General features: G+C 34.6%; 25 protein-coding genes. 5 read left to right on the top strand and 20 right to left on the bottom strand.

Annotation, left to right across the window (positions count from 1 at the left end; all coding sequences use genetic code 11):
• Positions 1–46 precede the first annotated feature (46 nt).
• Positions 47–1,351 carry an MFS transporter gene (locus CRO45_RS06000; RefSeq protein WP_097148749.1) on the top strand — a complete coding sequence of 435 codons (1,305 nt, stop codon included), beginning with the start codon at positions 47–49 and terminating at the stop codon, positions 1,349–1,351.
• 50 nt (positions 1,352–1,401) lie between these two features.
• Here CRO45_RS06000 and leuD read toward each other — a convergent pair whose 3' ends face one another.
• The 8 genes from leuD to ilvD all read right to left on the bottom strand — a co-directional run bounded on the left by leuD (position 1,402) and on the right by ilvD (position 11,734).
• Positions 1,402–1,992 carry a 3-isopropylmalate dehydratase small subunit gene (leuD, locus tag CRO45_RS05995; RefSeq protein ID WP_097148748.1) on the bottom strand — a complete coding sequence of 197 codons (591 nt, stop codon included), beginning with the start codon at positions 1,990–1,992 and terminating at the stop codon, positions 1,402–1,404.
• A 14-nt stretch (positions 1,993–2,006) separates the two neighbouring features.
• Positions 2,007–3,422, bottom strand: a complete 1,416-nt coding sequence (leuC, locus tag CRO45_RS05990; protein WP_097148747.1) for a 3-isopropylmalate dehydratase large subunit — start codon at positions 3,420–3,422, stop codon at positions 2,007–2,009.
• Between the two features lie 17 nt (positions 3,423–3,439).
• Positions 3,440–4,537: a 3-isopropylmalate dehydrogenase gene (gene leuB / locus CRO45_RS05985; RefSeq protein ID WP_097148746.1), complete on the bottom strand. Its 1,098-nt coding sequence runs from the start codon at positions 4,535–4,537 to the stop codon at positions 3,440–3,442.
• A gap of 192 nt (positions 4,538–4,729) precedes the next feature.
• Positions 4,730–6,274 (bottom strand): 2-isopropylmalate synthase, encoded by a 1,545-nt coding sequence (locus CRO45_RS05980; RefSeq protein WP_097148745.1) that lies wholly within the window; start codon positions 6,272–6,274, stop codon positions 4,730–4,732.
• A complete protein-coding gene (gene ilvC / locus CRO45_RS05975) occupies positions 6,274–7,314 on the bottom strand; it encodes a ketol-acid reductoisomerase (protein WP_097148744.1) in 1,041 nt (346 codons plus the stop codon). Before ilvC ends, CRO45_RS05980 begins: the two co-directional genes overlap by 1 nt.
• A gap of 84 nt (positions 7,315–7,398) precedes the next feature.
• Positions 7,399–7,914 (bottom strand): acetolactate synthase small subunit, encoded by a 516-nt coding sequence (ilvN, locus tag CRO45_RS05970; protein ID WP_097148743.1) that lies wholly within the window; start codon positions 7,912–7,914, stop codon positions 7,399–7,401.
• Positions 7,911–9,668, bottom strand: coding sequence for a biosynthetic-type acetolactate synthase large subunit (gene ilvB / locus CRO45_RS05965; RefSeq protein ID WP_097148742.1), 1,758 nt, complete (start codon positions 9,666–9,668; stop codon positions 7,911–7,913). Before ilvB ends, ilvN begins: the two co-directional genes overlap by 4 nt.
• Before the next feature lie 395 nt (positions 9,669–10,063).
• Complete coding sequence (ilvD, locus tag CRO45_RS05960; RefSeq protein WP_097148741.1) at positions 10,064–11,734, bottom strand: dihydroxy-acid dehydratase; 1,671 nt, start codon at positions 11,732–11,734, stop codon at positions 10,064–10,066.
• 730 nt (positions 11,735–12,464) lie between these two features.
• Here ilvD and CRO45_RS05955 point away from each other — a divergent pair.
• Positions 12,465–12,719, top strand: coding sequence for a GlsB/YeaQ/YmgE family stress response membrane protein (locus CRO45_RS05955; RefSeq protein WP_170949429.1), 255 nt, complete (start codon positions 12,465–12,467; stop codon positions 12,717–12,719).
• Between the two features lie 55 nt (positions 12,720–12,774).
• Here the strand turns inward: CRO45_RS05955 and CRO45_RS05950 are convergent, their stop codons facing one another.
• Positions 12,775–13,494, bottom strand: coding sequence for a lytic transglycosylase domain-containing protein (locus CRO45_RS05950; protein ID WP_097148739.1), 720 nt, complete (start codon positions 13,492–13,494; stop codon positions 12,775–12,777).
• Between the two features lie 125 nt (positions 13,495–13,619).
• Here CRO45_RS05950 and mscL point away from each other — a divergent pair, with 125 nt between their 5' ends.
• Both mscL and CRO45_RS05940 read left to right on the top strand, forming a co-directional pair.
• Positions 13,620–14,009 (top strand): large conductance mechanosensitive channel protein MscL, encoded by a 390-nt coding sequence (gene mscL, locus CRO45_RS05945; protein ID WP_097148738.1) that lies wholly within the window; start codon positions 13,620–13,622, stop codon positions 14,007–14,009.
• A gap of 164 nt (positions 14,010–14,173) precedes the next feature.
• Positions 14,174–15,283, top strand: a complete 1,110-nt coding sequence (locus CRO45_RS05940) for a methionine biosynthesis PLP-dependent protein (RefSeq protein ID WP_097148737.1) — start codon at positions 14,174–14,176, stop codon at positions 15,281–15,283.
• 47 nt (positions 15,284–15,330) lie between these two features.
• Here CRO45_RS05940 and CRO45_RS05935 read toward each other — a convergent pair whose 3' ends face one another.
• From CRO45_RS05935 to CRO45_RS05915, 5 genes are all read right to left on the bottom strand, one after another.
• Complete coding sequence (locus CRO45_RS05935; protein ID WP_408057113.1) at positions 15,331–15,744, bottom strand: CBS domain-containing protein; 414 nt, start codon at positions 15,742–15,744, stop codon at positions 15,331–15,333.
• A 121-nt stretch (positions 15,745–15,865) separates the two neighbouring features.
• Entirely contained in the window at positions 15,866–16,477 is a 612-nt protein-coding gene (locus CRO45_RS05930) for an SCO family protein (RefSeq protein WP_097148735.1), read from the bottom strand.
• 109 nt (positions 16,478–16,586) lie between these two features.
• The gene (locus tag CRO45_RS05925; RefSeq protein WP_097148734.1) at positions 16,587–16,712 is read right to left on the bottom strand and encodes a YvrJ family protein; all 126 of its coding nucleotides are present in this window, start codon (positions 16,710–16,712) and stop codon (positions 16,587–16,589) included.
• Between the two features lie 105 nt (positions 16,713–16,817).
• Complete coding sequence (locus CRO45_RS05920) at positions 16,818–17,036, bottom strand: DUF2922 domain-containing protein (protein ID WP_097148733.1); 219 nt, start codon at positions 17,034–17,036, stop codon at positions 16,818–16,820.
• A gap of 52 nt (positions 17,037–17,088) precedes the next feature.
• Complete coding sequence (locus tag CRO45_RS05915) at positions 17,089–17,307, bottom strand: DUF1659 domain-containing protein (protein WP_097148732.1); 219 nt, start codon at positions 17,305–17,307, stop codon at positions 17,089–17,091.
• Positions 17,308–17,503: 196 nt separating this feature from the next.
• Between CRO45_RS05915 and CRO45_RS05910 the strand changes: the two genes are divergently transcribed.
• The gene (locus CRO45_RS05910; protein ID WP_212613420.1) at positions 17,504–17,932 is read left to right on the top strand and encodes a DUF2621 domain-containing protein; all 429 of its coding nucleotides are present in this window, start codon (positions 17,504–17,506) and stop codon (positions 17,930–17,932) included.
• A gap of 53 nt (positions 17,933–17,985) precedes the next feature.
• Here CRO45_RS05910 and CRO45_RS05905 read toward each other — a convergent pair whose 3' ends face one another.
• The 6 genes from CRO45_RS05905 to CRO45_RS05880 form a co-directional block, all read right to left on the bottom strand.
• On the bottom strand, positions 17,986–18,474 hold the full coding sequence (locus CRO45_RS05905; RefSeq protein WP_097148731.1) for a CcdC family protein: 489 nt from the start codon (positions 18,472–18,474) through the stop codon (positions 17,986–17,988).
• A 173-nt stretch (positions 18,475–18,647) separates the two neighbouring features.
• Positions 18,648–19,007: a response regulator gene (locus CRO45_RS05900; protein ID WP_097148730.1), complete on the bottom strand. Its 360-nt coding sequence runs from the start codon at positions 19,005–19,007 to the stop codon at positions 18,648–18,650.
• Positions 19,008–19,061: 54 nt separating this feature from the next.
• A complete protein-coding gene (locus tag CRO45_RS05895; RefSeq protein ID WP_097148729.1) occupies positions 19,062–19,772 on the bottom strand; it encodes a cytochrome c biogenesis CcdA family protein in 711 nt (236 codons plus the stop codon).
• Between the two features lie 248 nt (positions 19,773–20,020).
• A complete protein-coding gene (rarD, locus tag CRO45_RS05890; protein WP_097148728.1) occupies positions 20,021–20,944 on the bottom strand; it encodes an EamA family transporter RarD in 924 nt (307 codons plus the stop codon).
• A gap of 104 nt (positions 20,945–21,048) precedes the next feature.
• Entirely contained in the window at positions 21,049–22,833 is a 1,785-nt protein-coding gene (locus tag CRO45_RS05885; RefSeq protein WP_097148727.1) for an ABC transporter ATP-binding protein, read from the bottom strand.
• Entirely contained in the window at positions 22,826–24,586 is a 1,761-nt protein-coding gene (locus tag CRO45_RS05880) for an ABC transporter transmembrane domain-containing protein (RefSeq protein WP_097148726.1), read from the bottom strand. Before CRO45_RS05880 ends, CRO45_RS05885 begins: the two co-directional genes overlap by 8 nt.
• Positions 24,587–24,748: the final 162 nt, after the last annotated feature.

Raw genomic sequence — 24,748 nt, 5'->3', positions numbered from 1 at the left:
TGCCATACAATAAGTTTAATCAAATTAAACATTCGGGGTGAATGAGTTGAACGAATCAGCAAAGCTAAAAAGAGCGACTTATCATTTATACACATTTTTAGTTAGTAAAATGATTTCTTCTCTTGGTGCAAATGTCTATGCTTTTGGTATGAGTTTGTTTATTTTATCGATTACTGGTTCAGCTTTAAGTTTCGCGGCAAATTTAATTTTCAGTATTGTGCCCCGTACAATACTTTCACCAATTGCTGGAATTATCGTTGATCGTTTTCCAAGAAAAGCTATTGTACTAATTGGGCAAGCAGGAACGGTACTTACAATTAGCGGTTTACTTATTTATAGTTTGATTTTTGGTTTATCGATTCCAGCGATTTATGTAACAACTGTTTTCTATTCCATTTGTAGTACTTTCACAGGAATTGCATTTACTGCATCGATTGCAAATCTAGTCGATGAAGAGCGTCTTCAAAAGGCGATGTCTTTTAACCAATTATCCCTTTCAATTGCCGGGATTGGTGGTCCAATCGTTGGTGGAATGTTGTTTGGTCTATTACCGATTGAACTATTTTTAGTGATTAATATTGTTGCTTATGGAACTGCATTCTTCCTAGAGTCAACAATGAATTTTAAATTGTATTCAAAAGACCAGGAACAACCTAGGGAACAAAAAGAAGAAAGTATGATTGGTAGTTTTAAAGAAGGATTCGCATATTTAAAAACAAAGCAAGTGATTGCCAATTTGTTATGGGTATTGTTGTTGTTAAATATGTTCTTTACAGCTGTTAATGTTGGTATTAGTTTTATTTTAGTCGAGAAATTAAAAATGGATTATACGTTAATTGGTTTTGTTGAAGCAGGTGCTGCGATAGGGATGCTAGTATTCTCAATCTATTTTGCAGCTCGATCGAATGTGAAGTACCCATTATTATTCTCTAAACGGTCGATTTTAGGGATGTCTATATTAGTCAGTGCGATTTCGATCCCGTTACTCATCGCTTTTTCAAGTGGTGTAAACTTTGTTTATTTCTTTATCGTTATGTTTTTATTTGGAAGTTTAGGTGTATTAACGAATACACCAATTGGGGTGCTATTACAAAAGGAAGTAGACGAAAATTATCGTGGGCGCATTTTCGGTATTCTTGAAATGATGGCGATGGGAATGATGCCTCTTGGGTCACTTATTTTCGGTATTTTGTATGATTTAGTTCCAGCTGAGTACATTCTAATTATTTCTAGTATTACATTAATCATCATTGTATTAGTCTTCTTAAGACGTTCTGTGTTGGAAATTGCTCATCCTGAACTAAAGGCAAAACGAATGGAAAAACTTAAAACCCTTGAAGCTGTTAAATAATACAAAAAAAGAGTTGTTCCTAAAATTTTGGAACAACTCTTTTATTATTATTAAAATGCGATACGTTTAGCTTCGTACTCTGAAATTTTGTCTTCATATTTAAAAGTTAACGCAATTTCGTCCCAACCATTTAGAAGCATTTCTTTGTAATAAGGGTCAATATTGAAGTTAAATACTTTTCCATCTTCCCCTGTTACTGTTTGTTCTTCTAGGTTCACATCCACTGAGTATGGTGCATTTAAACCTTTTGAAAGGATTTCATCGCACTCTTCTTCTGTCAGTTTAATAGGAAGAATTCCATTTTTGAAACAGTTATTGTGGAAAATATCTGCAAAACTTGGCGCGATTACTACACGGAAACCGTAATCTAAAATTGCCCAAGGTGCGTGTTCACGGGAAGAACCACAACCGAAATTGTCTTGTGCAACAAGGATATGAGAGCCTTTATATTCTGGTTTATTTAATACGAAGTCAGGGTTTTCATTTCCTTGTTCGTCAAAACGCCAGTGATAAAATAGGAAACGTCCGAAACCAGTACGTTCAATACGTTTTAAAAATTCTTTTGAGATGATTTGGTCTGTATCTACATTTTTACGATCTAATGGTGTTATCACACTAGTAATTTTATTAATAGGTTCCATGTTGTTATGCCTCCTTATACTTCTTGTGCTTGTTGTACGTATTTACGTACATCAACAAAGTGACCTTCGATTGCCGCAGCAGCAGCCATAGCTGGACTTACTAAGTGTGTGCGTGCTCCAGCACCTTGACGGCCTTCGAAGTTACGGTTTGAAGTAGAAGCACAACGCTCGCCAGCAGGAATAGTATCTTCGTTCATACCAAGACATGCTGAACATCCTGATTCACGCCACTCAAAACCAGCATCTAGGAAGATTTTATCAAGTCCTTCTTCCTCCGCAGCTTTTTTCGTAGACCAAGACCCTGGTACTACAATACCTCTAACTCCTGGATGAATCTTTTTGCCTTCAATAATACTTGCTGCAGCTTTTAAATCTGAAAGACGTGAGTTTGTGCATGAACCGATAAATACATGCTGAATTTCAATCGATTCAATGGGTTGGCCTTCCTCTAATCCCATATAAGCAAGTGCTTTTTTCAATGCCTGCTTATCTGACTCTGATTCATATTGATCAGAAGTAGGAACAGTTTTAGAAATTCCTGTACCCATAGATGGATTTGTACCCCAAGTTACGATTGGTTCGATTTCTTCAGCATCAATTTCAAGAAATACATCATATGATGCACCTGGATCTGATGCGAGGCTTAACCAGTACGCAGCAGCTTCTTCGAATTTTTCACCTTTCGGAGCATGACGACGATCGCGTAAAAATTCTACAGTTTTTTCATCTGGAGAGATTAAACCGGCTTTTGCACCCGCTTCAATCGACATGTTACAAATTGTCATACGTTCTTCCATTGTTAATGAACGAATCGCATCACCTGTATATTCAACGATATGGCCAGTACCTACACCAATTCCCCATTTAGCAATAATCGCTAAAATAATATCTTTCGCAGTTACACCAACACCAAGTTGGCCATTTACGCGAATTTCCATTGTTTTCGGTTTGTTTTGCCATAAAGTTTGTGTAGATAATACATGCTCAACTTCTGAAGTACCAATACCGAATGCTAAAGCACCAAAGGCACCATGAGTTGATGTATGTGAGTCACCACAAACGATTGTTTTCCCAGGCTGTGTTAAACCTAATTCAGGTCCAATTACGTGTACAATCCCTTGATCTGGGTGACCGATATCCGCTAGTTCGATTCCAAATTCTTTCGCATTTTCAGCTAAAGTCATAATTTGTTTTTTAGCTATTGGATCATTAATCGTAGGTAAATTTTTCGTCGGAACGTTGTGATCCATTGTCGCAAAACATAAATCTGGACGACGTACTTTACGCCCAGCTAAACGTAACCCTTCAAAAGCCTGTGGAGATGTTACTTCATGAATTAAATGAAGATCGATATATAGTAAATCCGGTTTACCTTCTTCTTGATGTACAATGTGTGTGTCCCAAATTTTTTCGATAATATTTTTTGCCATCACTCTTCACCAACCCTTTAAATATAAGATTCTACAATACTATCTGCTACAAAATTTGTATCAATTTCTGCAATCACTCGATCTGTCCATTCATCTGTTGTTAATGTACGACTGTTCCCTTTTGCTAAATCTGCAGTATAGTAACCATCATCAAATACCGCACTAACTGATCTTTCTACTTCTGCAGCTTCTTCTTGTAAACCAAATGAGTAACGTAACATCATCGCTACCGAAAGAATTGTTGCAGCAGGGTTTGCTTTTCCTTGACCTGCTATGTCTGGAGCTGAACCGTGAACTGGTTCATATAAACCGAAGTTATCACTTCGAATAGATGCAGATGGTAGTACACCAAGTGAACCTGTAATGACAGAAGCTTCATCACTTAAAATGTCGCCGAACATATTATCCGTTACAACTACATCATAGTGACCTGGGTTTGTAATAAGTTTCATAGCTACTGAGTCAACTAAATTGTGCTCTACTTCAACATCAGGATATAGTTCTTTCTTTTCTTCCACTACTTCACGCCAAAGTCTAGACGTTTCTAGTACATTAGCTTTATCTACTGAACAAAGTTTACCTCTACGTAAACGTGCTAGTTCAAAAGCATTTTCTACAATTCGTTCAATTTCTTCACGTGTATATATATTTAAATCGCTTGCTTGACCGTAGTCGCGATGTTTTTCTCCAAAGTAAATACCACCTGTTAGTTCACGAACAATCATTAAGTCTACGTTTTCTGCTACTTCGCTTTTCAATGGAGAAGCACCTAGTAAACTAGGAATTGCTTTTACTGGGCGGAGGTTTGCGAATAAATCAAATCTTTTGCGAATTTTAAGCAATCCTTTTTCAGGGCGTAACTCAGGTGGATTGTTATCCCATTTAGGACCACCTACTGCACCTAATAAAATTGCATCGCTTGCCTCGCAAATAGCAATCGTTTCATCTGGAAGTGGATTATTGTACTCATCAATAGCAGATCCACCAATTGCTGCATAACTTAATTGAAACTCATGATTGTAACGTTTTCCGATTGCTTGTAAAACTTTAACAGCTGAAGCAACAACTTCAGGACCAATTCCATCGCCAGGTAAAACAGTAATTTTCTTTTCCATTGTAAAACACCTTTCTTTCAATTAATTGAAGAGCGAAATCGCAAACTTTTATTTTAATAAAATAGTTTAACCTATTTTTTATACGATAATTTAAGAGTTCAATTGAAAACAATTTTTTAGAAACGCCATCAAAGAGATCTCTTGATGGCGTTAAATGAAATGCTGAAATGCTAAAAAGGTTTAATTATTAACTTACACTTGCGCTGTTTGTTTTTGTCGAATATTTTCATGAATAATATTTCGATTAATCGCATCAATAAATGCGTTCGCAGTTGCATCGAGAACATCTTGTGAAGAATCTCGACCAGTTGTTACTGCACCATTAATACGAACATTTACTACTGCATCGGCCAATGCATCTCGGCCTTTACTCACTGACTTCACTTGGAAATCAAGTATATTTACTTTTGAGTTAACTAACTGTTCTAAAGTGTTGAAAATTGCTTCTACAGATCCAGCTCCAGTAGCAGCAATTGTTCTTAACTCACCATCTGGAGTAGCTACAGATGCCGTTGCTGTTGGAATGTTATCTGTTCCGTAAGAAACTTGAACACTCTTTAATTCAAATAGAGCAATATCTTCAATAGAAACTTGTTGTTCAGTTAACAATGTAATTAAATCATCTTCCGTAATTTCTTTTTTACGGTCAGCTAATTTTTTAAACTCTTGGAATGCTTTGTTTAATTTTTCGTCTGATAAATCGTAACCCATTTTAACAGCGCGATCTCTAAATGCAGCACGGCCTGAATGTTTACCTAAAACTAATGGAACTTCTCCTTCACCAATTAATGCAGGTGAAATGATTTCATACGTTTCTTTATGTTTTAGAACACCATCTTGATGGATTCCAGATTCGTGTGCAAATGCATTTTTACCAACAACCGCTTTGTTCGGCTGTATTAATGAGCCAGTTAAACGACTTACTAATTGTGAAGTACGTTTAATTTCTTTTAAGTTAATTCCAGTTTCAACTGGATAGAAATCATTTCGAATGTGAAGAGCAACCGCAATTTCTTCTAGAGCCGCATTACCAGCACGTTCACCAATTCCGTTGATTGTACATTCGATTTGATCAGCACCGTTTTCCATTGCAGCAATTGAGTTTGCTACAGCCATACCTAAGTCATCGTGACAGTGTGCAGAGAATTTAACATTATCTGCCCCACGTACATTTTCGCGTAGGAATCGGAAAAGTTCACCATATTCTTGAGGTGATGCATATCCTACCGTATCTGGAACATTGATTGTTGTTGCTCCAGCCTCAATTACTTGTTCAATGATTCGTACTAAAAAGTCGCGATCAGATCGGAAACCGTCTTCTGCAGACCATTCAACAAGTGGGAAGAATTTTTTTGCATATTTAACTGCTTCAATTGCTTGCTCTACTACTTGGTCAGGAGTTTTCTTTAATTTGTACTCCATGTGAATGGGGCTCGTAGCTAAAAATACATGTACATGTGGTTGTTCTGCACCTTTTAATGCTTCCCAAGCAGCATCAATGTCGCTTTGTACACAACGAGCTAAACCTGTAACAATAGAATTTTTAACCGTTCCCGCGATTCGTTGTACTGCATCCAAATCGCCTGGGCTTGAAGCAGGAAAACCTGCTTCAATTACAGTTACACCAAGACGTTCTAATTGTTTTGCAATTTCAATTTTTTCTGCAGTATTTAAGTTAATACCAGCTGACTGTTCACCATCACGCAGAGTCGTATCAAAAATATCTATTTTACGCATTATTTTACCACTACCTTCTTTTTACCATCGTTGATGAATGGCATCATTTCACGTAATTTTGCCCCAACTTCTTCAATTTGGTGTTCAGCTCCAGCTTTTTTGTACTCAGTGTAACGAGGACGGTTTGTTTCGTTTTCTTTGATCCAATCTTTTGCGAATGTACCATTTTGAATGTCAGTTAATACATCTTTCATGCGAGCTTTAACTGATTCGTCGATGATGCGAGGACCTGAAACATAGTCTCCCCACTCAGCTGTATCAGAGATTGAGTAACGCATTGTAGCCATACCGCCTTCGTACATTAAGTCAACGATTAACTTTAACTCGTGTAATGTTTCGAAGTAAGCAAGTTCTGGTTGGTAACCAGCTTCTACTAAAGTTTCAAAACCATATTTTACTAACTGTGTTGTACCACCACATAGAACTGCTTGCTCACCGAATAAGTCAGTTTCTGTTTCTTCTTTAAATGTTGTTTCAAGCATACCAGCACGAGCTGATCCGATTCCTTTACCGTAAGCTAAAGCTAGATCGCGAGCTTCACCAGTTGCATCTTGGTAAATTGCGAATAATGCAGGAACTCCAGCACCTTGAACATACGTACGACGAACTAAGTGACCAGGACCTTTTGGAGCTACTAAAAATACGTCAACATCAGCTGGTGGTACGATTTGGCCAAAGTGAATGTTGAATCCGTGAGCAAACATTAATGCGTTACCTGTTTGTAAATTCGGAGCGATTTCTTCTTCGTAAACTGCTTTTTGTCTTTCGTCTGGAAGTAAGATTTGAATAATATCTGCTTCAGCAGCTGCTTCAGCAACAGTTTTTACGTTTAATCCATCTTCTTTTGCTTGATCGAAAGATTTACCAGGGCGTACACCTACTACTACATCAAAACCTGATTCTTTTAAGTTTTGAGCATGGGCATGACCTTGAGAACCATAACCGATAATTGCGATTTTTTTACCTTTTAATACTTCTTCATTGATTTCGTTTTGATAATACATTTTTGTCATTTTCATTTCCTCCAAAGTGTTTAATATTTTTTTAATTTTTTTTACCTGTGATCCTCGTAGTGAGAATCACGGTAATTTATATACTAACTACCCTTGTAAGAAGTTAAATTCTTACTTCAGTATAGCGAGTTGCGGTGTTTCAATAGGTTGTGTTTCACGTACTGTAGCAGTTACGCCCGTACGAGTTAATTCTTTAATGCCATAAGGTCGGATAATTTCGATAAATGCATCGATTTTTTCAGGATTACCTACGACTTGATACGTTACGACATTTTTAGAAGTGTCAATAACTTGAGGTCTAAACGGTTCAACAATTGCATTCATTTCTAATCGTAAATTAGCTGGTGAAACAACCTTTATTAATGCTAATTCACGAGTAACAATTGATTTATCCGTAATATCATTGACTTTAAGTACATCTATTTGTTTAGACAATTGTTTGATCATTTGTTCAAGTTTGACTTCGTCGATAATATTTACAACAAATGTCATTTTTGAAATGTTTGGTTGTTCCGTCACTCCAACTGTAATGGATTCAATGTTGAATTGACGTTTCATTAATAACCCAGTGACACGATTTAAAACACCACTTTGGTTTAAAACCGTTACTGTAATAACTCTCCTCATATTCTTTTCACCCCTACAATGTCATCTAGTGATTTTCCGGCAGGAACCATTGGGTATACATTTTCATGTTGTTTTACTCTTGCATCGATCACAGCTGGTTCGTTTGAATTTATTGCTTCCTCTAAAATTGAAGCTGCTTCGTCGATTGTATTGATGCGATATCCTTTTACTCCAAAAGCATCTGCTAGTTTTACAAAGTCAGGTTGTACTGGCATTAAGGATTGAGAATATCGGCCATCATAGAATAGTTCCTGCCATTGACGAACCATTCCTAGTGCAGCGTTGTTAATGATGACAACTTTAACTGGTAAATTATATTCATTTAATAATGCCAGTTCTTGGTTAGTCATTTGGAAACCTGCATCACCAACGATTGCAATAACTTTTTTATTAGGTTTTGCAAATTGTGCACCGATCGCTGCTGGGAAACCGAACCCCATAGTTCCTAAACCACCTGAAGTTACCCAACTATGATCGTTATTTAATTTATAATATTGTGCAGCCCACATTTGATGTTGACCAACATCCGTAGTTACGATTGCATCTCCACCAGTAATTGCGTGGACCATTTCGATAATTTGTTGAGGTAAAATCTCACTTTCATCTTCAACGTACCAGTATGGATAATCGTTTTGTTTTTGTCTTAAGAAATCTAACCAATCTGCATTATCAGGTGCTTGGAAGTCTTTATTGATTAACGCTTTAATCGCTTCTTTAGCGTCAGCAACAATCGGAATATCTGTAGGGATGTTTTTACCAATTTCAGCTGGGTCAATATCAATGTGAATAATTGTTGCATTTGGTGCAAATCGTTTTGTATCTCCTGTTAAACGATCGTCAAAACGAGCTCCGATATTAATTAGTAAATCACATTTTTGAATTGCATCATTGGCAACTGCTGCTCCGTGCATTCCAGCCATTCCGAAGTTTAACTCGTGATCGCCATGAATACTTCCTAAGCCAAGTAGCGTGTTAATAACTGGTAATTGATACTTTTCGACAAATTCAGTTAATTCAGCACGTGCATCTGCAAATAATACTCCAGCACCTGCAAGAACTAGAGGTTTTTTCGCTTCAGAAATCGCTTGAGCTGCCTTTTGAATTTGTAAGTAATTAGGTCGTGTATTTGGTTGGTAACCTGGTAAGTAAATTGGTTCATCATTACCTAATAAATCAGATACATCAAATAAATCTGCTGAAATATTTTTAGGGAAGTCGATTAATACCGGACCTTTTCTACCTGTGTTTGCGATATGGAAAGCCTCTTTAATAATTCGAGGAATATCGCGAACATCTTGAACTTGATAGTTATGTTTTGTAATAGGAGTTGTAATACCGATAATATCTGCTTCTTGGAATGCGTCTGAGCCGATAACACTTGTAGCTACTTGACCTGTAAAGATAACTAACGGTATTGAGTCGATCATTGCATCAGTAATACCAGTTACTAGATTCGTAGCTCCTGGACCTGAAGTTGCAATAACAACACCTGGTTTATTTAATACACGAGCATACCCTTCTGCAGCATGAATCGCACCTTGTTCATGACGTGTTAAAATATGTCTAATTGGATTTTTATAAAGTGCATCATACACATTTAAAACTGCTCCTCCTGGGTATCCAAAAACAATATCAACATCTTGTTCCTTTAACGCATGAACTAACAAATCAGCTCCGTTTTTCGGTTTAAATGTCTCTTCTGTTTGAGTCATTTGATCATCTATTTTTACACTTGTTGAAGTGTTCGTAGTCATCTTTCTGAATCCTCCTATTCATTGTTAATAAAAAAAAGCCTTTTTCTCCCACGCAAAAGAAGACCTTTCGCGAAGGGATGAAAAAGACTTTCATGGTACCACCCTTGTTTATAGCTAAAAGCTACCTCGGGAATAGTGTGTAAATATTCACCTACACTGAATGTTTCAAAATAGTATGAAAATTCAGTGTATCATTGATGAATACACTATTCATTAATAACGAGCACTTCGAATATGCCCGGAGCTATCTAATTGCGTAAAGCGTTTAATAGCTCACTCCGAGGGGAAGTCGATTATAGTTGTACCGCCGGGTTCCAGCAATCCCGACTCTCTGGTAGATACAAGGCTCTATAATCTTTAACCTCATCATCGATTATATTATTCAAACTAAAAATTTATATACTCATGATACCGCCTTTTGAGGCATTTGTCACAAGCTTAGAGTAACGAGCTAACCAACCTTTTTTGATTTTAGGTTCAAATGGTTTAAGATTTTTGCGACGCTCATCTAATACTTCTTGTGAAACTTGTAGGTTAATAGTTCGATTTGGTAAATCTATTTCAATTATATCTCCATTTTCAACTAAAGCAATAGGTCCACCTTCTGCAGCTTCTGGAGAAATATGGCCAATGGAAATACCACGAGAAGCTCCACTAAATCTACCATCAGTAATTAAGGCAACTTTTGTTCCTAGACCGCGACCCATAATTGCTGAAGTTGGTGCAAGCATTTCCGGCATTCCCGGTCCACCTTTAGGACCTTCATAGCGGATTACTACTACGTGACCTTCACGTACACTTCCGTCATCAATTGCCGCTTGTGCTTCCTCTTGTGAATCAAAAACAATTGCTTCACCTGTGAAAGTTTTAATGGATGGATCAACCGCCCCTACTTTAATAACAGAACCTTCAGGTGCGATATTTCCAAATAAGACAGATAAACCGCCTACAGGACTATATGGATTATCTTTAGTTCTTATCACTTTATCGTTTGTAATTTCAAATCCTTTAACTAATTCACCCATTGTTTTACCAGTAACAGTAATACGATCAGGATGAATTGCTCCAGGAATTTTTGTTAATTCATTAATAATAGCTTCGACACCACCAGCTTTATTTATATCATCCATTGAGATGTCTGACGCTGGCATAATTTTTGCTAAGTATGGTACACGCTCAGCAACTTTGTTAATGTCTTCAATGCTATAATCGATTTCCGCTTCGTTTGCAATAGCTAAAGTATGTAAAACAGTATTCGTTGAACCACCCATAGCCATGTCTAAAGCAAATGCATCGTCAATCGCTTCTTTTGTAATAATGTCGCGAGGTTTAACATCCTCTTTCACCATACGAATTAGTTGTTTTGCCGCTTCACGAATTAGTTCTTTACGTCTTTCACTTGTTGCAACAATCGTACCGTTACCAGGAAGAGCTACACCTAGCATTTCCATTAAACAGTTCATAGAGTTTGCTGTGAACATACCTGAACATGAACCACAAGTCGGACAAGCGTTATTCTCGATATCTAGTAACTCTTCTGCTGACATTGTACCAGCTTTGTGAGCACCAACACCTTCAAAAACGGATGTTAATGAAAGTTGTTTACCAGTTGATGAAGTACCTGCCTCCATCGGACCGCCAGAAACGAAAATTGATGGTACATTTGTGCGGACAGCCGCCATTAACATACCTGGTGTAATTTTATCGCAATTAGGAATATAAAATACGCCATCAAACCAGTGAGCATTAATCACTGTTTCAGCTGAATCAGCAATTAGCTCTCTACTTGGTAATGAATATCGCATACCAATATGACCCATTGCAATTCCATCATCTACACCAATTGTATTGAATTCAAATGGAATTCCACCAGCTTCGATAATTGCTTCTTTTACTTCCTTAGCAAATTCTTGTAAATGAACGTGACCAGGAATGATATCGATATAAGAGTTACATACACCGATAAATGGTTTTCCTAAGTCTTTAGCTTTAACTTTTCCAGTAGCGTATAAAAGACTACGGTGAGGAGCACGATCAACTCCTAATTTAATCATATCACTTCTCATAATTGATACGCCCCACATTTTCTAATTATTAATATTTGTATATTACATTTAGATTATTAATCTTAGAATCACACATTCGCAATTTAGTTCTATGAAACTTTGTTGCTGTGGTTTGAAAGAATAATAATTTTTAAATTGTTGTCATCATAGTACAAGAAAACACTTTAGTCAACCGAATTTTTCTAACAATTTTTATAATTAAGAAATTATATTCTCGTTGAAATCGTTTACAACGTCGTAAATAATGATTTTTGCTTTTTTATGAAATTATTAAAATATTTTGATTAAATTTTATTGGATAAAAATGTGGAGTTTTTATGAGAAAAAAAGTAAAGAGCCTAAGATTTTACTTAGGCTCAGGAAGAAGAGGTATTACATTAAAACAATAAAATCAAATGATAAGTTAAAAAGAACGACCGAGTGAAGTACTACAAAAATTAAAGCTTGACGATTTAACCTTTTTTCTCGTTGCCAATCCATTAAGCACCCACTCCTTATTTAGTTTTGTCGAACTTGTGTTTAAAATTATATGATAATACTTTTCTGAATTTGCTAAATATTTTGAAAAAATACATTTAATTTTCTTTTTTAAATATTTTTCTAAAATCGTTAAATATCATGTATACTTTTCTGTTTTTGATAAAAAATGTATAGTACAGACACTTCATAATTTGACATGTTAGTTACAAAATGAAGTACTTACTTTTTTTAGAGGAGATGGACAACTATGATGAGCTTCATTTGGTTTTTAATTATCGGTGGTGTACTAGGATGGTTGGCAGGAGTAATCCTAGGTAGAGATGTTCCGGGTGGTGTTATTGGGAACATTGTGGCTGGGATCATTGGTTCATGGATAGGTAGTGCACTACTTGGTAATTGGGGATGGCAAGTCTCTGATTTTTATGTTTTTCCAGCATTAGTAGGTGCAATCATTTTAATTTTCATTGTATCGTTTATTATGCGTTCATTTAAAAAAGCAACATGAACATTAATATAAAATTAGGGTCGTCTCTTACTGTTGTATGACGACCCTTTTTACTTTAAAATGTACCATTGTTATTCGTTGTAGCATAAGTCTCTAATTCTCTACTTACCCCTTCATATTGATTGTAAAAGTGAAGAACATCTTGAACATATTTTTCGCTATGGTTATATTGGAAAATTGCTTTTTCTAAATTTCCATCTTTTGCTCCAGAAGCGGAAAGATATTTTGCAGCACTGTATATGGCATCTTCTATGTGAAATGGATCTGCTTTACCATCGCCATTTGCATCAACACCATATCCACCATATGCTCTAATCACTTCAGGATTAGTTTTTTCGGATTCTGGAATATCCCCTTTCCCTAAACCACTACAAGTTGGGTGACCCCACCCTACAAATGTACAAGGCATAAATTGCATATGGCCTTCTGCACCTACTGGAGAGATAAGACTTTTCATTGTTGAAAACCGTGTTTCTACCCGATGATGTGCTGCTAGTAATGTCCAAGGAATATCGAATTGTTCACCAGCAGAAATATAAATTGGTAAGTATTCCTCTGGTATTTTCAGATCAAATTCACCTTGTATTTTTTCAAATTCGGTTAATGTTGCAGATTTTCCATCTACTAAAAATGATAGTTTCGTATTCAATTGTTGCCAAATAATAAAAGATGAATAATAAAGTGTAATAGATATAGGTATTAAAACGATGATTAATAATAGTTTAGTGCCCGGAGTAAGCAGAGGTTTTCTTTTTTTCTTTTTTTTACTAACCATAAAATCCACCTTAAATTTTTGCATTAAATTTGAATTAAAATTCTTGTTATCAAAGGAAAATAAAAAGATAATATAACAATGTAATTCTATACTAAATTACTTAAAAAAACCAAGGAGTCGATTGTATGTGGAAAGATTTTAAAGCATTTGCTATGAAAGGTAATATCGTAGATCTTGCTATAGCCGTTGTTATTGGTGGTGCATTTGGTAAGATTGTTACTTCTTTAGTAGATAATATTATCATGCCATTAGTTGGAATATTATTAGGTGGTATCGATTTAACGAAGAGTTTTGTTTTTGAGGTTGGAGAAGGAACTATCCAGTTCGGAGTGTTTTTACAATCTATCGTTGATTTCTTAATTATTGCTTTTTCTATTTTTATGGCTTTACGTTTACTAGCTAAGTTAAACCGTAAGAAGAAAGAAGAAGAGAAAGAAGAAGCACCTGTTGTTGTAGATAACAAAGAGGAACTATTAAAAGAAATCCGCGATTTATTAAAGGAAAAAAATAATTAATAGTTACATCAAGTTAAAAATTAATAATAATTCAATAGTTCTTAATAAAAATCTAATAAACTCGGTTGTTTTCAACACTTTATCGTGATAAATTGTATAAATAAAAGTTAATATTCATACTTTTTAAAAAAGAGTTTAGTAACGATAGAAAGAGTGAAACAACGATGTCGAAAAAAGCGATTGAAACAAAATTAGTTCAACTAGGTAACCAGAGTGATCCAAGAACTGGTGCAGTAAACCCACCTATTCATTTCTCAACTGCGTACAAACACGCTGGTGTTGGTCAATCAACAGGTTATGACTATACACGAACAAAAAACCCTACACGTGAAATATTGGAAAAAGGAATTGCTGATTTAGAATCTGGGGATGCAGGATTTGCTTGTAGTTCAGGAATGGCAGCAATTCAATTAATACTTTCATTATTTAGACCAGGTGATGAAATCATCTTACCTGATGATGTTTATGGTGGAACTTATCGTTTATTAAAAACTTTTAGCGAATCATATAATATTTCACCAAAATATTTTAAACCAGATCAAGATGTAGAAAGTTTAATAACAGAAAATACAAAAGCAATCATACTTGAAACACCAACTAATCCGCTAATGATAGAATTTGATTTGGACAAGTTCGCAGCGATTTGTAAAAAACATAATATTTTATTTATTGTTGATAATACATTCTACACACCTTATTTCCAACGCCCTATTGAACACGGTGCAGACATCGTTTTCCATAGTGCGACAAAATATATAGGTGGACATAATGATGTATTAGCTGGATTAGTCGTTTCTAAAGGACAAGAGTTAAGTGAAAAACTTGCCTTTGCTCATAACGGAATGGGGCTTGTATTATCCCCATTTGATAGCTGGTTATTAATTCGTGGTTTAAAAACATTACATTTACGTTTAAAACAACATGACTTTAATGCGAAAAAAGTGGCTGCTTATTTAGAGAGTGAACCACTTGTTACTGATGTACTTTATACAGGAAAAGGCGGTATGCTTTCATTCCGTGTAAAACATGCTGACATGGTTAATCCTTTCCTACAAAAGATTCAGTTAATAACTTTTGCAGAAAGTCTTGGTGGTGCAGAAAGCTTTATTACCTACCCAGCTACTCAAACACATGCAGATATTCCATATGAAGAACGAATTGCTCGTGGTGTAGATGATCGTTTATTACGATTCTCTGTAGGGTTAGAAGAAGCAGATGATATTATCGCTGATTTAAAACAAGTATTTGAACAATTAACAAAAGAATTTTTATAATATAAAATAAACGCTTGGCGCTAACATTAGCGCGAAGCGTTTATTTATTAATGTCGGTAATTATCAGGTTCAGAAATATCGCTTAAAGCTTCCCCTGCTTCATTAATGTAAATGTTTTCTTGTGCTAAGTCCCCAATTGCGCAAATTCCCATAAGTTCGCCTTTCTCATTGACTACTGGAATTCTCCGTATTTGATGCTGTGCCATTAGTCGAGCACATTCATGAACATCTGTATCTGGTGAGCAAGTAACTACATCATGAGTCATTACATCGTGGCAATGTACTTCATTTACATTATTACCTGTTGCTATACACTTAATAACGATATCTCGGTCTGTAATCATTCCAATAACTCTATTAGAATCACATACAGGAACAGATCCACAGTCTACATCACGCATTATTTTTGCTGCAGTAACTAAAGATTCGTGTGGTGTACAAAATTGAACGTTCTTAGTCATAATTTCTGATACTTTTTTCACTTGTTAAACCTCCTTCAAAATTCAATTTTAGTATTTAACAAAAACGGCAATTTATAAGCAAAAAAACAACAAGAAAGAAATTCCTTGTTGTTTTTTGAATTTATTTACCTAATCTCTCTTCAATTAACGTTTTCATATCAATTGCAATCGTATCAAAAGAAATAGAACCATCAGCAGAATAACCATCATAATTTTTAACTAGTGTTCCTGTTTCGTCAACAAGATGGAATGTACTCATATGAATAACTTCTCCACCATCTTCTGGTTTTTTAACAAAAGACTTAAAGGAACTTAATGCAAATTGTTCGATGAATTTTTGATCATAACCAGTTAGCAAATGCCATTTCGAATCATCTGGTACTGGATAATTACTTAAATATCTCGTAAGCACTTCAGGTGTATCAAATTCTGGATCAACTGAAAATGCAACAAGTTTATAATCTTCTACTCCGCGTTCTATTAGTTCTTCTTGGATTCCTGTCATATTAAATGTCATTGGCGGACAAACAGTTGTACAATTTGTAAATATAAACATTGCTAACCATGGTTCACCTTTTAAATCATCTAATGTAACCGTATCCCCTCGCTGGTCAGTCATGGTGAAATCCTCTATTGGGTAATTTACGTCCGCTTTAAACTTATAATTACTACATGCACTAAGGATTATACTAAGAATCATAATTCCAGTAAGACCAAGTAGCCTTTTTTTCATATAATCAACTCCCTATTATCTACTTCAATCTTATCTAAAAAGATGATTCATGTACAACCTTAGAAGTGACATAATATTAACAAATTTGTGAAATGAATTTCAGAAATCATTATTCCCTCATACCAATGATGGCTGTATGGATTGCTTCTAATTTTGTTTCAATTCTATACAGTAAATAGAATGACACCACGATGGGGAATCCTATTTCTTGAATTAACAAAACTACTTCCTCCATAAATAACCCTCCTTATCGGTATTTTTTGTTTAGAAATAATCGATTAATGCCGACATAATCAACTTTAGATTATGTCGGCATTCATTAGATTTTTTATTTATTTTACTAGACTAGCTCGAGTTCTGAGACATTCCTTTCAACAATGCGAGCTTGATTTATACTTACTAGTGCGAATCCTTCGCTATGAAATACATCTTGGTCAATAATTGTTTGCATTACTGTAGCTACTTCTGCTGGAGTAATATCCTCTTTTGGTTCGCTGACTGTAAGCGTTAATGTTTTACCATTGGCAGTATTAAATCTCATTTCTAAGTTTAATGCCATTTCCCTACTCCTTTCTTTAGATCAATTCGGTCTTACATTGCTAAGATTAAAATTAAAACTCGATAGCATTTGTTTCCGTTTTTTTCGCTTGATGTAATTGGTATTTTGATAAACTAGCAATTGCTTGTGTTACAGTAGCAATTTTTTCAACCTCTACGTTGTTACGAATATTTTGATAGGTTTTCGTTGTAACTACTGGTTTACCGTATTCATCAAGTCCAGTTTCAAAAAGAACTTTTAATGTTGCACCTTCAAAATTGTAAACTGCCATTTCCTCACCCCCCTTTCACTTATTTATATAGTTCGTTTTAACAGAAAAAGAGACATACTAGTGGAAAGTTTTTAAATTCACTTTATAATAATAGTTAGTGTTTAAAATATAGGTGAACTTTATAGTAAGATTAAATCTTAGGTTTTAAACTCTTGTTTAAGTACCTGTTAGATAAGGGTTAGAAGAGGTGAATGTTTTGTTAGAAGGTTGGTTTATGTGGTTTATATTGTTTTGGGTTATAACACTACCTGTCATGATGGGTATTGGCGGATTCTTTATGTTCCGCAAGTTTTTAAAGGCTTTACCAAAACAAGATGGTTGGTCAGATCTCGATTGGCAAAACTATTATATCGATAAAACGATTAAATTATGGAGTGACGATGCTAAAGAGTTACTCAACGAATTAGTAAGTCCTGTTCCAGAGCTTTTCCGACAAGTAGCGAAGGAAAAAATTGCAGGGAAAATAGGACAACTTGCTTTAGAGGAAAAAGCTAAAAAGATTTCTAACGACATTATTATTCGTGGTTATATTCAAGCTACACCAAAACGTGACCATAAATTTTTACGTAAAAAATGTGAAGAAATGAACATCGATTTAACACCATATGAACATCTTTTTGAGTAATACTTATATGGAAAAAGGCTAATTTGAAATTGATCTTTCAAATTAGCCTTTTATTAATTGATTAAAGTTTTTTTAAGTTTCTTATATTGTAAAAACATTACAATTCTCCATGGCCAAAGCATAGCAAATGCTAAAGTCCAAAACATACCTGCTAATTCCCCAACATCAAAGGACTCAGATAAAAAGATTTTTAGAATAATTCTTCCAATTAGAAGTCCAATTAATATAAAGAAAAATGCTTTAGATCGCTTCATATAAATATCATTATTTCGAATTTCAAACTTAGATGTTGCTATTAAAACAATTGAAAAAACAAGTCCTATTCCAACGGCTTCTAATATTTGTAAAGGGGTAATCCGAAATTCTTCGAAAATAAACATAAAGGCACCTGTTGACATAGCAACTGGTGGAATTAATATTTTTTTAGGATTAACCGGTTGCTTTTGAGAACGCATGCGAGCAAACATAAGAATGGATCCCATAATAATGGCCATTACTGTTGAACCTACTACTAAATATTGAGAAGGTATATTAGCGAACATAGGAACCCTCCTCTCCGTGCTTCTATTTATCTGTTATATCATAACTATATTTTTACGAAATTACCACTTGAAACATTTTGTCGTTAAAAACAAAAAATATTATTTCGCATATATCATTTATTTCGTAAAAAAATCCTGCCTGTTACATGGCAGGATTTTTTAATATGTTTTAACTATAAATCTAGTAGTTTGTCGACAACCATTTTTAATTGTGTTGAATCAAAAGGTTTCGTAATAAAATCTTTGGCACCGTACTCAAGTGCTTCAACGATAATTCGTTGTTGTCCCAAAGCTGTAATCATAATAATTTTTGCATCGGGATAATTAGGCACTATTTGTTTCACTGCATCTAAGCCTGACATAATTGGCATTGTTATGTCCATTGTTACTATATCAGGTAAAATCTGAGGATAAAGATCCACTGCTTCTTTTCCATTTGTGGCAATATGAACGTCATATCCCCACTCTTTAAACATATTCCCTACTGCAGTTCTCATAAATAAAGCATCATCTACCACTAATACTGTTGGCATATCGTTCAATCCCTCTCACTAAAAACATTGCTTGTGTTTATTGCTATATTAAGCTTAGAAGCCTGTAAAACCACCAAATATCGGTGTTAGAACTCGAATAATATAATCTAATCCATCAAAGAATAATAATATACCGACAGCAATCATGATCCATCCGCCAACTTTAACGATTTTCTGACTATTCCTACGAATCCAGCTAAGTCTTGAAATGAAGAATGATAATACAAAGAATGGAATTGCAAATCCAAAATAATATGCAAGCATATACCACATTCCTGACTCAGGATTTGAAGAAGCTAATAAAATGATTGATGCCAAGATCGGTCCTGTACAAGGTGTCCAACCAGCTGCAAATGCTAGTCCGATTAGTGCAGAACCAAAGTATCCTGAAGGTCGGTTTTTGAATTCGATTTTATGGTCTTTCATTAAGAAACCAACTTGTAATAACCCTACAATCATTAATCCGAAAATTACGATTAAGATAGCACCAATTTGTCTAATTAAATCTTCATAGTTAACGAAAATATCTTTAACAAATGTTGCTCCAAATCCGATTGCAATGAAAATAATTGAAAACCCGATTAAAAAGAAGATCGTATGTAAAATTGCACGTTTTTGTAACATCCCTTTTGGATCTTTTAACTCATTATAGCTCATACCAGTTATATACGATAAAAAGGCAGGATATAAAGGGAGTGTACATGGTGAAATAAAACTTAAAAAGCCTGCACCAAAAGCTAAAAAGACATTAATATCTGTACCCATGTTTTTCGCTCCTTACTATTAATGTCTCCATAGTATCAAATTTCTCTTAAGAAAGCCTTGACTTTGACTATGAATTCTTTATGACATATTTATGAATTTAGTATGAATTTCTTTTCTACCTTATATAAAATTTTGAAATTCAACTAATATTTTACCATATAAACTAGAAATTCATATACAAATTACAATTGCAGTACGTTAAAAAATCGGCAAATAACTTTGCCGATTTACTTTATTATTAGAATACTTTACACATGAATAGTTCCTTGCTGTTTTGCAAAATGTCGTTTTCGAATTTCAGTAATTGTGGAAGCTGCAAAAATAATAACAGCTATCCAAATAAAAATAAATGCAATTAAATCTGTAGTTGTAAATGGTTCGTTATAAAGTACAACGCCAATAATAAGAGCTACCGTCGGAGTAAAATATTGGAAAAACCCTATTAAGTATTGCGGTATTCGCTGTGCACCCTTGGAAAACAGGACAAGTGGTACTGCGGTTACAATTCCACCTAATATTAAAAGTAAGTCCGTAGTTAAATTAACTTGTAGTAAGGATGTTTCACTGCTACTCAGCAGATAAATATAGTACCCAATAGCTATCGGTAAAATTAGCAGCGTCTCTATAGCTAAACCACGTGTAGCTTCTAAGGTAATCTTCTTTTTCAATGCGCTATAAGTTGCAAATGAAAGTGCGATAAGTAATGCAATCCACGGAACTTGACCATAGCCTATTGTCATTATTAATACACCAATAAATGCGACGATAACTGCACTTAACTGGGCTTTGGATAACTTTTCTTTGAAAAAGATAACACCAAATAAAACTGTAATTAAAGGATTAATATAATAACCAAGACTTGCATCAACCACATGATCGTGATTAACTGCCCAAATATATAAATACCAATTACAAGTGATCACTAAAGATGCAGACAAGAGTGCAAAGAATAGTTTTCTATTTTCCCATAGTGATTTAATATCTTGGATTAAATGTTTTCTTTGCTTTAATAAAAGTATAAATATAGTTGTAAATATAAAGGACCATATTACTCTATTAATAAGTATTTCCAAACTTTCAACATGTTCTAATAGTTTCCAGTATAACGGAAATGCCCCCCAAATTACATAAGCTGTTAAGGCATATATAACGCCCTTTTTTTCCTCTGTCATTCCTACACCTTCTTATGATTATTCCAAAAAGCTAAACCAATTATAGTACTTGGTTTTATCAAAGTAAATGTTCTATTTTTTTTAATGATAGAATAATCATATATTTATTTAGCGACACTTTCTTCTACGATTCCATTTTGTAATAAATACATTTTATGATATAAGCCTTTTTGTTCAAGTAATTGCTGATGAGTACCACGCTCTACAATTTCACCTTGATGTAGTACCAGTATTTGTTCTGCATCTTGAATTGTAGAAAGTCGATGGGCGATCGCAATCGTTGTACGCCCTTTTCTCATCTTTTCTAATGATTGTTGAATAGCAACTTCAGTTTCTGTATCTATCGCAGCAGTAGCTTCATCTAAAATTAAAATTTTTGGATTTGCGGCGACTGTTCTTGCGAAAGCAATTAATTGTCGTTGACCACTTGAAAATGTTGAACCACGTTCAGTAACTTTTTGTTGATATTTATTTGGTAGTTTTTCGATAAATTGATCTGCCTGAACAAACTTCGCTGCATCCACAACATCTTCATCTGATAAATTTTCATTAAACAAACGGATGTTACTTTCAATTGTTCCGTAAAAAAGGAAAGAATCTTGTAATACGAGACCAAGTTTTTTACGAAGTTCCTTTTTACTATAGGATTTTATAGATTTGCCATCAATGATAATATCACCATGCTCAAATTCGTAAAATCTCATTAGTAAATTGATAATTGAACTCTTCCCGCTACCCGTATGACCAACGAGTGCAACTGTTTCCCCAGGGTTAACAGTAAAGGAAATATTCTTTAATACATCAGTCTTTCCATCATAACTAAAGGTAACATCTTTAAATTCTATATGCCCTTCATTAATCTCTGCTTTACTTTCAATTTGTGCTGGTTCAATTTCTGGATCATCTAGAAGCTCAAATACTCGGGATGCAGCAACAATTGCTTGTTGATAAAAAGCTAAACGTTCCATTACTTGATTGATTGGATCAAAGAATCTAGTAACGTATGTTATAAACGCATATATCATCCCAACTTCAACCGCAGTATTGAAGCTTGTAATACCGAAGAAACTTAAAATTAAAATAATAGCTACAAAATATACTAAGTCAATAACTGGGCGAAGTAATACTGCATTCAACCTTGTATTGTTCATCATCGCTTGATAATGTTGGTCATTAATTTCGTTGAATTCTTCATTAAAACGATCTTCTTGACGAAATACTTGAACAATATTCATACCAGAAAGAGTTTCTGATAATTTTGCATTTAGTTGGCTAAGCTTTTCTCGCATTGTCAAATAGACAACAGAGCTAAACTTTCTATACAAAACGATAATTAACAAAATGATTGGGAGTAATACAAGGGCGAATAAAGCTAGCATTGGATTTAATATAAACATGGCAATGTAAACACCAACAATTAAGAATACTGCTTGCACATATGCGATTAATACGGAAACAAATAAATCTTTAATAGCTTCCGTGTCATTTGTCGCACGAGATACAATAGATCCGGCCGGTGTTGAGTCAAAATAACGCATTCCAAGTCGGTGTATTTTTGAAAATACGTCAATTCTGATTTGTTGAACAACATTTAAAGCAATCTCCTGGAACTTTAAAAGTTGGAGATAGCTGATGATGACATTGAGTATTTGAATTACCATATACGAAACAGCAAGGAAGATAATTGGATTTGAATCGAAATTTAATACTGCTACATGATCATCTAAAAAGACTTTTATTAAATAAGGGCCAATTACATCCCCTGTAACTGTAAGAATTAGTAGAAATAATGCAATTGCTACCGATTTCTTATGCGGTATTAAATATCGAATCAATCTGAACAGTATTTTGCGTTGTTCTTTACCTGAAAGGGCCGTCTGTTTACTCATGAACTTCCCCTCCCTTTTCTACTAATTGTTCTAACTGTTGAAGATTATACATTTCATAATATCTGCCTTTTAATTCCATTAACTCTTCATGTGTACCTTTTTCAACGATAGTACCTTCATGTAAAACAATAATGACATGTGCATGTTGGATAGCACTCAAACGGTGTGAAGTAATAATAGTTGTTTTATCTTGACGTTCTTCTTTTAATGCCTTTAAAATTGCTTCTTCCGTTTTTGCGTCTACAGCAGAAAGAGAATCGTCTAAAATTAGTAACTCAGGGTTAGGCATTAACGCTCTAGCAATGGAAATTCGTTGTTTTTGACCACCAGAAAGGGATACCCCTCTTTCACCAACAATTGTTTTATATCCATCAGAAAATCGTAAAATATCTTCATGAATATGGGCTAGTCTAGCTGCGTATTCTACTTGATTCGTGTTCGCTTCAGGGTTTGTGAATGCGATGTTATTATAAATAGTTGTTGAGAATAAGAAATGATCTTGTGGAACGTAACCAATTGCTTCTAATAATCTCATTTTTCGATATGCATCTATTTTTTCTCCACCGAAAGTGATTTCTCCATCATAACCTTCAAATTCCCGTAATAACAATTTGAGAATAGCTGTTTTACCGGAACCAGTTTTACCAACAATCCCTAGAGTTTCTCCACGATGTAATTCAAAGTGAACATTTTTTAAACTCGGACTTTCATCTCCAGGAAATTTAAACTCATTCACATGAAAAACTAAATTCCCATCGGGTCTCTCATCGATAGCGTTCGGTTTATCATCTATTTCAACTGGGACTGATAAGATATTCTCAATACGGTCATATGATGCAGAACCTCGCTCCATAATGTTAAACAACATACCAAAAGCAAGCATTGGCCAAACGAGTAAACCTAAGTAAGTATTAAACGCGACTAGGTCTCCAATGGTCATAGATCCTTCGACGATGAATTTTGCGCCAAAGCCTAAACTTAAAAAGAAGGAAATTCCAATTATTAAACTAATTGTAGGGTCAAACAACGAATCAACACGAGCTACTTTCATATTTTTAGAAACTACTTCAGACGAAAGTCTCTTAAAATCGTTAATATCATCATTTTCCTGACCGAATGTTTTAATGACTTTAATTCCACTTATACTTTCCTGTGTTTTATCATTCAAGTCGGAGAATGCGGATTGGGCAATATGGAAACGTTCGTGTAAAAGTTTTCCATAATAAGTGGAAGATATCGCAACTAATGGCATTGGTATTAATGCAATTAACGTTAAACGCCAATCAATTGTTATCGCCATTGCTAAAATGACAAACGTACCAGTAGTGATCGAGTCAAATAGTGTTAAGACTCCCCCACCAGCTGTCTGTTGTACCGCCGAAACATCATTTGTAGCATGAGCCATTAAATCCCCTACACGTCGTTGTTGATAAAATGACGGGCTCATTTTTGAAAAATGAAGGAATAGCTTTTTCCTTAACGTCATAGCCATGTAATTCGATGAACCGAAAATCATTAACCGCCAAAAATAACGTAATCCATAAATAAGTAAGGAAGCAATAAGAATAATTCCTAACCAAATTAATAAGGACTTAAGCGTTAATGTACCTTGACCAATTTCATCAATTGTATATCCGATAATTTTAGGTGGAATCAATTGTAAAACGGCCACTAACGTAAGAGCTAAAAGTCCAACAATGTATTGCTTTTTCCTTTCTTTAAAAAACCAACCGAGCTTTAAAAATACGTTCATCATATCACCTTCATTTCATCATCAATTCGTTGTAATACTATTAAACTCTGAATAGTTATTTATCCAGAGTTTAGAAGACCAACCTATTTTAGCAAATGTTCAAACATCTGAAAAGCGTTTAAATTCTGAATAATTAATAATCAGGCAAAAGTCTGAGATTGT

Origin of the sequence: Ureibacillus acetophenoni (assembly GCF_900220965.1) — a bacterium.
Taxonomy (GTDB): domain Bacteria; phylum Bacillota; class Bacilli; order Bacillales_A; family Planococcaceae; genus Ureibacillus; species Ureibacillus acetophenoni.
This window is presented reverse-complemented; position numbering and strand designations above follow the sequence as displayed.